Annotated in this window: 14 protein-coding genes; all 14 read right to left on the bottom strand. The window is 45.8% G+C overall.

Annotated elements, in window-relative coordinates; genetic code table 11:
- Positions 1-34: 34 nt before the first annotated feature.
- The 14 genes from atpG to yidC all read right to left on the bottom strand — a co-directional run bounded on the left by atpG (position 35) and on the right by yidC (position 13,649).
- Positions 35-901: a F0F1 ATP synthase subunit gamma gene (atpG, locus tag NL647_RS24965; protein ID WP_005440806.1), complete on the bottom strand. Its 867-nt coding sequence runs from the start codon at positions 899-901 to the stop codon at positions 35-37.
- 44 nt (positions 902-945) lie between these two features.
- Positions 946-2,487, bottom strand: a complete 1,542-nt coding sequence (gene atpA, locus NL647_RS24970; protein WP_005451027.1) for a F0F1 ATP synthase subunit alpha — start codon at positions 2,485-2,487, stop codon at positions 946-948.
- A gap of 13 nt (positions 2,488-2,500) precedes the next feature.
- Positions 2,501-3,034, bottom strand: a complete 534-nt coding sequence (gene atpH, locus NL647_RS24975; RefSeq protein WP_017191014.1) for a F0F1 ATP synthase subunit delta — start codon at positions 3,032-3,034, stop codon at positions 2,501-2,503.
- Positions 3,035-3,048: 14 nt separating this feature from the next.
- The gene (gene atpF, locus NL647_RS24980) at positions 3,049-3,519 is read right to left on the bottom strand and encodes a F0F1 ATP synthase subunit B (RefSeq protein ID WP_005451032.1); all 471 of its coding nucleotides are present in this window, start codon (positions 3,517-3,519) and stop codon (positions 3,049-3,051) included.
- Positions 3,520-3,590: 71 nt separating this feature from the next.
- A complete protein-coding gene (gene atpE / locus NL647_RS24985; RefSeq protein WP_002540812.1) occupies positions 3,591-3,845 on the bottom strand; it encodes a F0F1 ATP synthase subunit C in 255 nt (84 codons plus the stop codon).
- A 55-nt stretch (positions 3,846-3,900) separates the two neighbouring features.
- Positions 3,901-4,713: a F0F1 ATP synthase subunit A gene (gene atpB / locus NL647_RS24990; RefSeq protein WP_005451034.1), complete on the bottom strand. Its 813-nt coding sequence runs from the start codon at positions 4,711-4,713 to the stop codon at positions 3,901-3,903.
- Between the two features lie 8 nt (positions 4,714-4,721).
- Positions 4,722-5,111: a F0F1 ATP synthase subunit I gene (locus NL647_RS24995; RefSeq protein ID WP_005440813.1), complete on the bottom strand. Its 390-nt coding sequence runs from the start codon at positions 5,109-5,111 to the stop codon at positions 4,722-4,724.
- 189 nt (positions 5,112-5,300) lie between these two features.
- Entirely contained in the window at positions 5,301-6,182 is an 882-nt protein-coding gene (locus NL647_RS25000; protein ID WP_005451035.1) for a ParB/RepB/Spo0J family partition protein, read from the bottom strand.
- Positions 6,183-6,205: 23 nt separating this feature from the next.
- Positions 6,206-6,979, bottom strand: coding sequence for a ParA family protein (locus NL647_RS25005; protein WP_005451036.1), 774 nt, complete (start codon positions 6,977-6,979; stop codon positions 6,206-6,208).
- Positions 6,980-6,989: 10 nt separating this feature from the next.
- Positions 6,990-7,625 (bottom strand): 16S rRNA (guanine(527)-N(7))-methyltransferase RsmG, encoded by a 636-nt coding sequence (rsmG, locus tag NL647_RS25010; protein WP_253650771.1) that lies wholly within the window; start codon positions 7,623-7,625, stop codon positions 6,990-6,992.
- Entirely contained in the window at positions 7,625-9,520 is a 1,896-nt protein-coding gene (mnmG, locus tag NL647_RS25015; protein WP_005451040.1) for a tRNA uridine-5-carboxymethylaminomethyl(34) synthesis enzyme MnmG, read from the bottom strand. Before mnmG ends, rsmG begins: the two co-directional genes overlap by 1 nt.
- A gap of 469 nt (positions 9,521-9,989) precedes the next feature.
- Positions 9,990-10,430 (bottom strand): FMN-binding protein MioC, encoded by a 441-nt coding sequence (gene mioC, locus NL647_RS25020; protein ID WP_005451042.1) that lies wholly within the window; start codon positions 10,428-10,430, stop codon positions 9,990-9,992.
- Between the two features lie 99 nt (positions 10,431-10,529).
- Entirely contained in the window at positions 10,530-11,891 is a 1,362-nt protein-coding gene (gene mnmE / locus NL647_RS25025) for a tRNA uridine-5-carboxymethylaminomethyl(34) synthesis GTPase MnmE (RefSeq protein WP_253650772.1), read from the bottom strand.
- A gap of 135 nt (positions 11,892-12,026) precedes the next feature.
- Complete coding sequence (gene yidC / locus NL647_RS25030) at positions 12,027-13,649, bottom strand: membrane protein insertase YidC (RefSeq protein WP_005451045.1); 1,623 nt, start codon at positions 13,647-13,649, stop codon at positions 12,027-12,029.
- Between the last annotated feature and the right edge of the window lie 2 nt (positions 13,650-13,651).

Consider the following 13,651-nt stretch of genomic DNA (forward strand, 5'->3'; position numbering starts at 1 on the left):
GTTAATCCTCTAAACTATTTCGTTTTACCTAAGCTTAAACCGCAGATGCACCACCAACGATTTCCGACAGTTCTTGTGTGATCGCAGCCTGACGGGCTTTGTTGTACACAAGTTCTAGATCTTCAATCAAGTTGGTTGCGTTATCCGTTGCAGCCTTCATCGCAATCATTCGAGCCGCTTGCTCACAAGCAAGGTTCTCAACCACACCTTGGTATACCTGAGACTCTACGTAACGCACTAGAAGTGTGTCTAATAGAGGTTTTGGCTCAGGCTCATAGATGTAGTCCCATGAGTGCTCACGCTGCATCTCTTCGCTGTCCGATTTAGGCAAAGGTAGCAATTGATCGATCGTTGGTTGCTGAATCATAGTGTTCACAAACTTGTTAAACACCACATATAGACGATCCAGTTCACCTTCATCGTATTTCTTAAGCATTACGCCAACAGAACCGATTAGGTCTTCTAGGCTTGGGCTATCACCCAAACCAGAAACCTGTGCCGCAACTTTTGCGCCACCATGTTTAAAGAAAGCTGTTGCTTTTGAACCAATTACAGCCAGTTCAACTTCAGCACCTTTCTCTTTCCATGATTGCATGTCTGTAACGGCTTTCTTGAACACGTTAATGTTCAAACCACCACACAGACCACGGTCTGTCGAAACGATGATGTAACCAACACGTTTAGCTTCACGCTCCTCTAGGTACGGATGACGGTACTCTAGGTTTGCGTTAGCCACATGACCGATCACTTTACGCATTGTTTCAGCGTATGGACGAGAAGCTTCCATTGCGTCTTGAGAACGACGCATTTTTGAAGCTGCTACCATTTCCATCGCTTTCGTAATTTTCTGAGTGCTTTTAACACTACCGATTTTATTACGTATCTCTTTTGCGCCGGCCATCGTTACTCTCCGTTAGTTGGTGGCAGAAACTGCCACCGACCTAATTACCAAGTTTGGGTTGCTACGAAGTCGTCAGTCAGTTTCTTCAACTGAGCTTCAACTTCATCGTTGTATGCACCCGTCTTGTCGATCTCAGCTGCGAATTCAGCGTATTGACCGCGAGCGTACGATAGTAGAGCCGCTTCGAAATCTAGCAGTTTGCTTAGTTCAACATCTGCTAAATAGCCGCGCTCTGCCGCGAAGATTACTAGTGCTTGGTCAAATACAGACATTGGAGCGTACTGCTTTTGCTTCATTAGTTCTGTAACTTTTTGACCGTGGTCTAGCTGTTTCTTCGTCGCTTCATCAAGGTCAGACGAGAACTGCGCGAATGCCGCTAGTTCACGGTACTGAGCTAGTGCAGTACGGATACCGCCTGATAGCTTCTTGATGATTTTCGTCTGAGCTGAACCACCTACACGAGATACTGAGATACCTGGGTCAACCGCTGGACGTACACCTGCGTTGAATAGCTCAGTTTGTAGGAAGATCTGACCATCGGTAATCGAGATTACGTTAGTCGGTACGAATGCTGAAACGTCACCTGCTTGAGTTTCAATGATAGGAAGAGCAGTTAGAGAACCAGTCTTACCTTTCACTTCACCGTTAGTGAAACGCTCTACGTACTCTTCGTTTACACGAGCTGCACGCTCTAGTAGACGCGAGTGTAGGTAGAATACATCACCTGGGAATGCCTCACGGCCTGGTGGACGTTTTAGTAGTAGAGAGATCTGACGGTAAGCTACCGCTTGCTTAGATAAATCATCGTAAACAATCAGTGCGTCTTCACCGCGATCGCGGAAGTATTCACCCATCGCACAACCTGCGTATGGCGCTAGATATTGTAGCGCTGCAGATTCAGAAGCAGATGCAACAACAACGATAGTGTTAGCCAGCGCGCCGTGCTCTTCTAGTTTGCGAACTACGTTAGCGATAGTCGATGCTTTCTGACCGATTGCTACGTAGATTGAGAAAATACCAGAGTCTTTCTGGTTGATAATCGCGTCGATCGCCATTGCTGTTTTACCAGTCTGACGGTCACCGATTACAAGCTCACGCTGACCACGACCGATTGGGATCATTGAGTCAACTGATTTGTAACCAGTTTGCACAGGTTGGTCTACCGATTTACGGTCGATTACACCTGGTGCGATTACTTCTACAGGCGAAGTCAATTTAGCTTCGATTGGACCTTTACCATCGATAGGCTCACCTAGTGTGTTCACTACGCGACCTAGAAGTTCTGGACCAACTGGCACTTCAAGAATGCGACCAGTACCTGTAACTTTCATGCCTTCCTTAAGGTCAGCATATGGGCCCATTACTACCGCACCAACCGAGTCACGCTCAAGGTTAAGTGCTAGTGCATAACGGCCACCCGGTAATTCAATCATTTCACCTTGCATCACGTCCGCTAGGCCGTGGATGCGGATGATACCATCGCTTACCGATACGATAGTACCCTCGTTGCGAGCTTCACTAACAACTTCGAAAGATTCGATACGTTGTTTGATCAGATCGCTAATTTCCGTGGAATTAAGTTGCATGCTCCAATCCCCATTAAGACTGCAATGCATCGCTCAGGCGGTTCAAACGACCACGCGCTGAGTCATCGATGACTAGGTCTCCGGCTCGAATAATAACCCCACCAAGTAGGGTCTCATCTACACTGCAATTCAGCTTCACTTTGCGTTCAAGACGCACTTCAAGTTTGCTGCCAATGTTTGCAAGTTGTTCATCAGAAAGTTCGCTTGCTGAAATTACTTCAACATCGATTTCTTTCTCATGCTCTTTCTTCAATAGGAAGAATTGTTCACAAACATCAGGAAGGGCCGTCAGACGACCATTCTCAGCCATTACCTTAATCAGGTTTTGACCGTGCGCATCAACTTGTTCGCCACAAACTGCAACAAAGATCTCTGCCATTTTATCAGCAGAAACTGAACCTGTTAGAAGTTCATTCATTTGTTCGTTTTTGGCAACTTCAGCAGCAAAAGATAGCATTTGACCCCATTGGTCTAGCTGATCTTTGTCTACAGCAAAGTCGAAGGCTGCTTTAGCATAGGGGCGTGCGATTGTAGTCAAATCAGACATATGCGCCCCCAGACTTAAAGTTTTGCAGTAATGTTGTCGAGAATATCTTTCTGAGCGTCTTTATCGATAGTACGCTCAAGGATTTTCTCAGCACCAGCTACAGCCAGAGTAGCAACTTGTTTGCGCAGCTCATCGCGTGCACGATTACGTTCAGCTTCAAGTTCTGCTTCCGCTTGCGCTAGGATTTTCTGGCGTTCTGCCTGAGCTTCCTCGCGAGCTTCATCAATAATTTGAGACTTACGCTTGTTCGCTTGGTCGATGATCTCAGTTGCTGTGCGCTTCGCTTCTTTCATCTGATCAGAAGCGTTGGCTTGTGCTAGATCCAAGTCTTTTGCAGCACGTTCCGCTGCTTGAAGACCATCAGCAATTTTCTTCTGACGCTCTTCGATCGCTTGCATCAATGGTGGCCATACATACTTCATGCAGAACCACACAAATAGTGCGAACGAGATTGCTTGACCTAGCAGAGTTGCGTTTATGTTCACAACAGCTACCCCTCTATTTGGACTTAGTGTTAATCAGTGACAAGCCTGAGCTCGTCCCGAGTTAAAGGTGATTAACCTAGTTGACCAACGAATGGGTTTGCGAATGTGAATAGTAGCGCGATTACGATACCGATCATTGGAACCGCATCAAGTAGACCTGCGATGATGAACATCTTAACTTGTAGCATAGGAGCCATTTCTGGTTGACGTGCTGCACCTTCTAGGAATTTACCACCTAGTAGTGCGAAACCAATCGCTGTACCAAGAGAAGCAAGACCGACGATAATACCTACGGCGATTGCAGAAAAGCTCAGTAAAGTTTCCATTACTATCTCCAATTTATAGTTGTTGGCTTAGTGCCCAAATAAAAAGCTTAAAAAATTAATGATCAGAATCTTCGTGTGCCATTGACAGGTAAACAATTGTCAACATCATGAATACGAAGGCTTGAATCGTAATAACCAAGATATGGAAGATTGCCCACGGTAGTGAACCCATCCATTGCAAGTACCATGGTAGCATTGCCGCACAAAGAATGAATACAACCTCACCCGCGAACATGTTACCGAATAGACGCATACCAAGTGATAGAGGCTTCGCTAGTAGCGATACCACTTCAATCAGTAGGTTAAACGGAATCATCAGTGGGTGATTGAATGGATGTAGTGCAAGTTCTTTTGCGAATCCACCTAGACCTTTCACTTTGATGCTGTAGTAGATCATCAATGCGAAAACGCCTAGAGCCATAGCCATGGTGATATTCACATCAGCAGACGGTACAACCTTAAGATAAGGGATACCTAGCCAATGCTCTGCTGGGTACGGTAAGAAGTCGATAGGAACTAAGTCCATCACGTTCATCAAAAATACCCAACAAAAGATAGTCAGTGCTAAAGGCGCGATCAGTGGGTTGCGTCCATGGAACGTGTCTTTGACGTTTTCCGCGACAAATTCAACGATCATTTCTACAGCACACTGAAGCTTACCCGGTACACCCGCTGTTGTTCTCTTCGCTACTTTGTAAAAAATTCCGAGGAAGATTAAACCAGTAAACCAAGAAAAAAACAGGCTATCGATATGTACGTTCCAGAAACTTGTCTCCTCCGCTACTAGACCTAACTTGTAAAGAGATAGGTTAGTAAGGTGGTGGGCAATGTAACCGGACGATGTTAGCGCTTCACCTGGCGCAGCCATAACTCATCCTATTTTTTGTTGTTAATGAATAGCACTGGTGCACAGATATTAATACCTAGTACCAGCAAATAGGTTAGTTTGAGGGGAACAAGTTCCACCTGCATATACATGTAGGCTACGTAGAACAACACAACCGTGATGAGGATTTTCAGAACTTCGCCTGTATAGAAAGAAGCCGCGATACGCTTGGCAGCGCGAGCCCCACTAAACATAAAAGCACATAACGCAAAGACAGCATTGGCAACAACAAAAATGCCCCCACCAACCAGCGCTGAAATTCCCCATTCAGGATTCACGGCTATCGCCATTCCTGCAGCCACAAAAATAACCGCGCCAGACTGGATCATTAACAATTGCTTTGCGAGCTCTCGTCCTGGTCTAGCTAACGCAGCTACCATGTATTCGTACCTCTAGTAATATCCACTTTGCACTAAACTCTCTGTGCAGGGAAATTGGCGAAAATTATACGGTGAGAACAATTGAATGCAATTATATTGCATCAAAAACTTACAGTTTTGTTTACAATCCGACAACTTTCACACAAAATTCGATTATTTTGATTAATTGACCTAAATCAATTATCTCATCTAGGCCTCTAGCTTGGCAATCAGTTGATCCAATTTGTGAGGCTCATCAAGACTTATCGTCACTTTCGCTTTGCCGTTTGCAGAACGAACCAAAGAAACTTTAGCATCAAGCAGTTGACTCAATTTATGCGACATTTGCTCTGCTTCGGTATCTTCTTGTTGAGCTTTTTGCTCATTCTGTGGGGCTAAGCACTTTTTTACTAACTGTTCGGTTTGGCGAACAGTCATTTGCTTCTTAGCCACTTGTTGCGCCACTTCGACCTGCTGTTCGCCTTCTAACGCTAACAGAGCTCGAGCATGACCCATTTCCAATTTTTTATCTGCAACCAGACCTTTTACATCAATTTCCAACTGATTTAGACGTAATAGGTTACTCACGGTCGTTCTTGATTTTCCGATCACATCGGCCACTTGCTGATGTGTCAGCGTGAATTCATCTTGTAGACGTTCAAGCGCTTGCGCTTCTTCAATCACGTTCAAATCTTCGCGCTGAATGTTTTCAATCAACGCCATCGCTATCGCAGCACGGTCTTCGACCTTTTTCACCAAACAAGGTACACGTTTTAGACCGGCTTGCTTTGCCGCACGCCAACGACGCTCACCAGCGATGATTTCAAACTGACCGCTTGCCACTTGGCGAACCACGATTGGCTGAATAATGCCTTGCGATTGAATCGAAGCGGCTAGTTCTTCTAGCGCTTCTGGAGCCATATCTTTACGCGGTTGGTAAACACCCGGCTGCAATTGACCAATAGCCAAATCAGTCAACTCGCCATCAGCCGACAACGCTTGGCTTTGCGATGCAATGTGCTGTTTTTCACGAGCTAACGAACTGGTCGACAACAACGCATCCAGTCCTTTTCCTAGACCACGCTTAGACATAGGAGGAATTCCTTAGGTTAGAGTTAAACTGGGATTTCTTCGCGGCGGAGCATTTCGCCCGCTAAAGCAAGATACGCTTTGGCGCCAGCTGAGTACTTGTCATAGTACATAGCTGGTTTACCGTGGCTCGGCGCTTCGGCCAAACGCACATTACGTGGGATCACAGTACGGTAAACTTTACTACCAAAGTGTTTTTTAAGTTGATCGGATACTTCATTAGATAGGCGGTTACGTGGGTCGTACATGGTACGCAGTAAACCTTCAATTTTGAGGTTCTCATTGACCACGGCCGCTAACTTGCTGATTGTATCCATAAGAGCAGTTAAACCTTCTAACGCAAAGTATTCACATTGCATCGGCACCAGCACAGAGTCGGCTGCGGCCATTGCGTTGATTGTAAGAAGGTTTAGAGAAGGAGGACAATCAATAAAGATGAAATCATAGTTATCGCGAACTGGCGCAAGGGCGTTTTTGAGACGAACCTCACGCGCGAACACTTCCATCAATTTGATTTCTGCAGCAGTCACGTCACCGTTCGCTGCAATCAGATCGTATTTCCCAGTGGTTTGTGTGCAAACCACTTGATCAAACGGGGTATCTTCAACCAGAAGATCATACGCCGTCGCGTCAACCATGTACTTGTCGACACCACTAGCCATAGTAGCATTGCCTTGAGGGTCGAGATCGATCACCAAAACTTTGCGCTTTGTTGCCGCCATCGAAGCTGCTAAGTTAATGCACGTTGTTGTTTTGCCGACCCCACCTTTCTGGTTGGCGATTGCTACAATTTTACCCACGATTACCTCGCTAATTTTCCTTGCGCGATAAGATTACTAGATGACGATCACCTTCCAACTCAGGAACAGCTAAAGATATGATCTCCGTCACACTACACCATTCAGGAAGCTGATCTATTTCATCTTTAGGGTGTTGTCCTTTCAATGCAAGAAACACCCCTGAATCTTGTTTAGGCAAATGATGACACCATTCCACCATGTCCGTCATTGAAGCAAAAGCTCGACTCAAAACGCCATCAAATTTTTCTTCTGGCTGGAATTCTTCAACGCGACTTTGAATTGATGTCACATTTTTCAACCCAAGTGCGTGCACAACTTGCTTGAGAAAACGAATGCGCTTACCAAGGCTATCGAGCAAGAAGAACGTCTTCTCAGGGTTCATGATTGCGAGTGGAATGCCAGGTAAACCAGGTCCTGTGCCAACATCGATAAAGCGCTCACCCGGTAAGTGAGTGCTAACGATGATGCTATCAAGGATATGTTTCACTAACATCTCAAGCGGATCACGGACCGACGTCAAGTTGTAAGCTTTGTTCCACTTGTCGAGCAATTCGACGTAACCGACTAACTGCTCGCGTTGCTTTTCAGACACTTCTAAATCGGTTTGTGCGATCAGCTCGTCTAATCTGGTACGTAAAGCGCTCATTATTCTTCCTCACCTTTCTTCAGCAAACCGTGCTTCTTCAGGTGAACAAGCAAAATAGAAATCGCCGCAGGGGTAATGCCCGAGATGCGAGATGCAATACCAATGCTTTCTGGTTTCGCTTCTGTCAGCTTTGCAACGACTTCATTGGAAAGACCTTTCACGTCTTTGTAGTCCAAATCAGCTGGCAACTTAGTGTGCTCATGGCGCAGTGATTTTTCGATCTCTTCTTGTTGACGCTTGATGTAACCATCGTACTTAACCTGAATTTCAACTTGCTCAGCAGCTTGTTGATCTTCCAGCGCCGGAGCAAAAGCTTCGAGCTCGGTCAATTGTGAGTATGAGATCTCTGGGCGACGAAGAAGATCCTCACCACTTGCTTCACGCGCCATTGGCGTTTTCAGCAGCTTGTTTAATTCATCGATACCAATTGAATTTGGATTCATCCAGGTCGACTTTAGGCGTTGGCGCTCAGTTTCCATGTTGTCGATTTTTTCGTTGAAACGTGCCCAACGAACATCATCAATCAAACCAAGTTCACGTGCTTTTTCTGTCAAACGCAAATCGGCGTTATCTTCACGTAGCAACAAACGGTATTCCGCTCGAGACGTGAACATTCGGTACGGTTCTTTGGTACCCATGGTCGACAGATCGTCAATTAGGACACCCATGTAAGCTTGGTCACGACGAGGGCTCCAGCCTTCTTTGCCTTGACTGTGCAAACTTGCATTAAGACCAGCCATTAAACCCTGTGCAGCGGCTTCTTCATAACCTGTTGTACCGTTGATTTGCCCCGCGAAGAACAAACCATTGATGAATTTGGTTTCGTACGTTTGCTTCAAATCACGAGGGTCGAAGAAATCGTATTCAATCGCATAACCAGGACGAACAATGTGTGCGTTTTCAAACCCTTTCATTGAGCGAACGATTTGAACTTGAACGTCAAACGGCAAACTGGTGGAAATACCATTAGGGTATAACTCGTGCGTCGTTAAACCTTCTGGCTCAATAAAGATTTGGTGACTGTTTTTATCCGCAAAGCGCATCACTTTGTCTTCGATAGACGGACAGTAGCGTGGACCGATACCTTCGATCACACCAGCGTACATTGGGCTACGATCAAGGTTATTACGGATCACTTCATGAGTTTGCTCATTGGTGTGAGTGATAAAACATGGGATCTGACGTGGATGGTGCTCTCGTTTCCCCATAAATGAAAATACAGGCGTCGGGTTGTCACCATGCTGCGCTTCTAGCACTGAGAAATCAACGCTTCGAGCATCAATACGCGGTGGCGTACCTGTTTTTAATCGATCAACTCGGAATGGTAGTTCACGCAATCGATCCGCCAATGCTATCGATGGTGGATCACCAGCACGACCACCGGATGAACTTTCCATACCAATGTGGATCTTACCACCAAGGAAAGTACCAACCGTTAATACCACAGCTTTCGCGTGGAATTTCAGCCCCATTTGTGTCACAACGCCAACCACACGATCTTGCTCCACAATCAGATCGTCGACCGATTGCTGGAACAGAGTTAGATTTGGCGCATTTTCTAATGCGTTGCGTACGTATGCTTTGTATAGAGCACGGTCTGCTTGAGCTCGTGTAGCTCGTACCGCTGGACCTTTGGAAGCATTTAGCGTTCGGAATTGAATACCTGCATGGTCAATGGCTTCAGCCATCAGACCGCCCATAGCATCCACTTCTTTTACTAAGTGACCTTTACCGATACCACCAATCGCCGGATTACAAGACATCTGGCCTAATGTATCGATGTTATGGGTAAGGAGAAGGGTTTTTTGTCCTGTGCGTGCAGATGCGAGCGCGGCTTCCGTTCCTGCGTGTCCGCCACCAACAACAATGACGTCAAAGTTTTCGTGATAAAGCATGAACTGACCTCAGGTATTCAAAGGATTTAATGGACAGATAAAAAAGAGCGGTATTTTACCTTTTTTATCTATGAGAGAGAATCGTTTTCTCGCTTTTCACATTTTAGACCTTAAGACTATATATATAAGATCTATATATATGATCTTTTATTGGATCTATTATTAGGATCGCAGGTTTCTGTGGATAACTGGAAAATGATCAACAAGATCATGGATCTTCTTTGGATCAAATCTTGTGATCATGATTTGATCTGATCGAGGATTTCCTGAGATCAAAATCGATGGTTATACACAGGGCTAAAAAAAGATCTAAGTTGTTATTTGGATAACTAAAGGAAAGTCACTGGATCTTACCTTACTTATCCACAGATGTTTTGGGTGTTTTTTGAGCGGTTGAACAGTGTTGGCTGATAGGAGTTATTCACAAAGAGGAAAAACAGAGCCGTAATTCGGCTCTGTGAAAGGGGGATTAAGCAGAAAAACGTGCAAGGTTCTCGTTTAACCAAGCTTCTGCTGCGTCTTCAGGTACATCATGGTTAAGCACGTCGATTTTCAAGCAATCTGCTAAAGGTGTTGCACCAATATCTTCTAGTAGGTCATATGCATGCTGACCTGCTGCACAGAATGTATCGTAGCTTGAATCACCAATTGCGATGACGGCGAACTTCACATCCGCCATTTTTGGTGGCGTATTTTGCAGTGCGTTGATGAAAGGTTGGATATTGTCTGGATATTCACCTGCACCGTGAGTTGAAGTGATAACTAACCAAGTGCCTCGATTCTCGATCGACGACAACTCTGGTTGATTGTGGATCGTTGTTTCCAATCCGTTCTCATTGAGTAGATCACTTAGGTGATCACCAACGTATTCCGCACCACCGAGAGTACTGCCTGTAATAATGTGGATCATGTGTCTTCCTTTATAAGTCATACCAACGACAAGTTGCAGTTGTTCGTCAGTACAAAAAGAAACGCGGTGTTAAGCTTATGCCTGACACCGCGCGTTTTACTATTTACCGATACAGAATGAGGAGAAGATTCGTCCAAGGAGATCATCGGAACTGAACTCTCCGGTAATCTCGTTCAAGTGTTGCTGAGTGATACGCAGTTCTTCTGCCAAAATCTCGCCAGCCATGAAGCCTTCAAGCTGTTCTTGACCTATTTGTAGGTGCTGAGCAGCACGTTCTAATGCATCGAGATGGCGACGACGAGCCATAAAGCCGCCTTCCGTATTGCCTGAGAAGCCCATACATTCTTTTAAATGGGTGCGTAAAGCATCCACACCTGCGCCTGTTTTTGCCGAAAGACGAATTAACGTTGGATCATTCACATGGCAGATCCCCATTTCTTCACCGGTTTGATCCGCTTTGTTACGGATCACCGTCATTCCAATATTGTTTGGTAGGCGATCAACGAAATCCGGCCATATGTCTTTTGGATCCGTGGCGTCAGTCGTGGTGCCATCTACCATGAAGAGCACACGGTCCGCTTGGGCTATTTCGTCCCATGCTCGCTCGATACCGATTTTCTCAACCTCATCTGAAGCATCACGCAGACCGGCAGTATCAATAATGTGTAGAGGCATACCATCAATGTGAATGTGTTCACGCAGTACATCACGTGTTGTACCGGCAATATCAGTCACAATTGCAGACTCTTTGCCTGACAGAGCATTCAGAAGGCTAGATTTACCCGCATTAGGACGACCTGCAATCACGACTTTCATACCTTCACGCATGATGGCGCCTTGGTTTGCTTCTTTACGCACAGCATCTAGGTTATCGATGATGGCTTGAAGATCGGCTGATACTTTTCCATCGGCAAGAAAGTCTATTTCTTCTTCAGGGAAATCGATCGCTGCTTCAACGTAAATTCGTAGGTGAATCAACGACTCCACCAGCGTTTGAATACGTTGTGAGAACTGACCCTGCAGCGATTGCAATGCTGATTTTGCCGCTTCTTCTGAGCTTGCATCGATCAAGTCTGCGATCGCTTCAGCTTGCGTTAAGTCCATCTTATCATTCAAGAATGCACGTTCTGAGAATTCGCCAGGACGGGCTGCACGAACACCATCAATGCCCAGAATACGTTTAATTAGCATGTCCATTACAACAGGACCGCCGTGACCTTGAAGTTCTAGAATGTCTTCGCCAGTGAACGAATGTGGGTTAGGGAAGTACAGTGCAATGCCTTGGTCTAGCACGGTGCCATCTTCCGCTTGGAATGGCAGATACTCTGCGTAGCGAGGCTTTAGCGTTTTACCTGTGACTTCTAGTGCCACTTGATTGGCCTTAGGGCCTGAAACACGAATAATGCCGACACCACCACGACCGGGTGCGGTAGCCTGAGCGACAATCGTATCTGTAGTCATAATCTTGCCTTTTGAGCTGGGCTATAGGGTTTTACAGACCTAGGGAGCCAGAACCAATTAGTTAGCTGAATTGTAATCAGCCAAAAACAAAAAGGCGACCTTTTGGCCGCCTTTCTTATGCTTTTCTATAAAGGTTTACTTAGTGTGTAAGCCTTTTTTCTCCAGCGCTTTGTAAATCAAAGTCTGCTGGATCAGCGTAACGATGTTCGACACCAACCAGTATAGAACTAGACCTGATGGGAAGAACAAGAAGAAGAAGGTAAACATAACCGGCATAAAGGTCATGATCTTCTGCTGCATTGGATCCGTTACTGTTGTTGGGCTCATCTTCTGGATTAGGAACATTGACGCACCCATCAGTAGCGGCAGGATGTAGTAAGGGTCCTGTGCTGAAAGGTCGTGAATCCAACCAAAGAATGGTGAATGACGTAGCTCAACCGATTCCATTAGTGCCCAGTATAGAGCGATGAAGATAGGCATCTGTAGGATAAGAGGTAGACAACCGCCCAGAGGGTTCACTTTCTCTTTCTTATACAGTTCCATCATCTCTTGGCTCATGCGCTGACGGTCATCGCCGATGCGCTCACGCATAGCTTGCAGCTTAGGCTGTAGCATACGCATTTTCGCCATAGACGTGTATTGCGCTTTCGTTAGTGGGTACATTGCACCACGAACGATGAAGGTCAAACAGATGATTGCCACACCCCAGTTACCCACGAAGCTTTGGATGAAAGCAAGCAATGAGTGAAGTGGTTTAGCGATGAACCATAGCCAGCCGTAGTCCACTACTAGGTCTAGGTTTGGTGCTACTGCAGCCATTTCTTTTTGCAGTTTAGGACCAACCCAAAGCGTTGCTTCAAACTTCGCTTGGTCACCCGTCGCGATAGTTTTGTTTGGCATACGTACGCCGATATCACCTAGATTACCAATCACGCGAGTGTACAGGTTAGTACCTGGTTCGTTACGTGGGATCCAAGCTGCAGCGAAGTAGTGTTGGATCATTGCTGCCCAACCTTGACCATCAGCTAGGTTGAGAGACAAGTTGCGATCCTGCATGTCTTCAAAGCTGTATTTTTTGTAACGAACGTCTTCTGTTGAGTAAGCACCGCCACGGTAAGTTGGCATTGTGATGCTACCACCAGCGTCCATTAGGTTTTGACGCAAGTGAGCGTACATACCAAATGTTGCGTTGTTACCAGAGTTGTTCACTACATCGTATTCCACGTTCAGCGCGTAGCTGCCACGTTTCAGTACGTAAGTTTTAATGTATTCGATACCGTTTGCAGTGAACGTCATTGGAACGCGTAGTTCGTCTTGACCGTCAGCCAGTTTGAAGCTGTCTGCACTTACGTTGTAGTGAGGACGGTTAGTGCTGCTTAGGTCGATACCTTGAGGACCCACTAGACCGCTTTGCGCGATGAACTGGTGACCTTTAGTGTCTTTTAGCAGAACGAATGGATCTGATGAATCAAGTTCAGCAGAGTATTTGTTAAGGTCGGCATGTACCACATCGCCACCAACGGTGTCGATCGACAGAGTTAAAACATCAGTCGTTACTGTGATAGTTTTTGCAGAAGCTTGCTGTTGACCTGGAACTGGGTCTAGCTCATCAGCAAAAGATGGTGCAGGTAGAGTACTGCTTGATTGAGCCTGTTCAACTGCTTGAGGTGCTGGGTTCTTTGCTACTTGCCACTGTTGAAACAGCAAGAAAGAAACCAGTGCCAGAGCAATGAGCAGGATATTACGTTGAGAATCCATCG

This window comes from Vibrio sp. Y29_XK_CS5 (assembly GCF_024181835.1).
Lineage (GTDB): Bacteria > Pseudomonadota > Gammaproteobacteria > Enterobacterales > Vibrionaceae > Vibrio > Vibrio harveyi.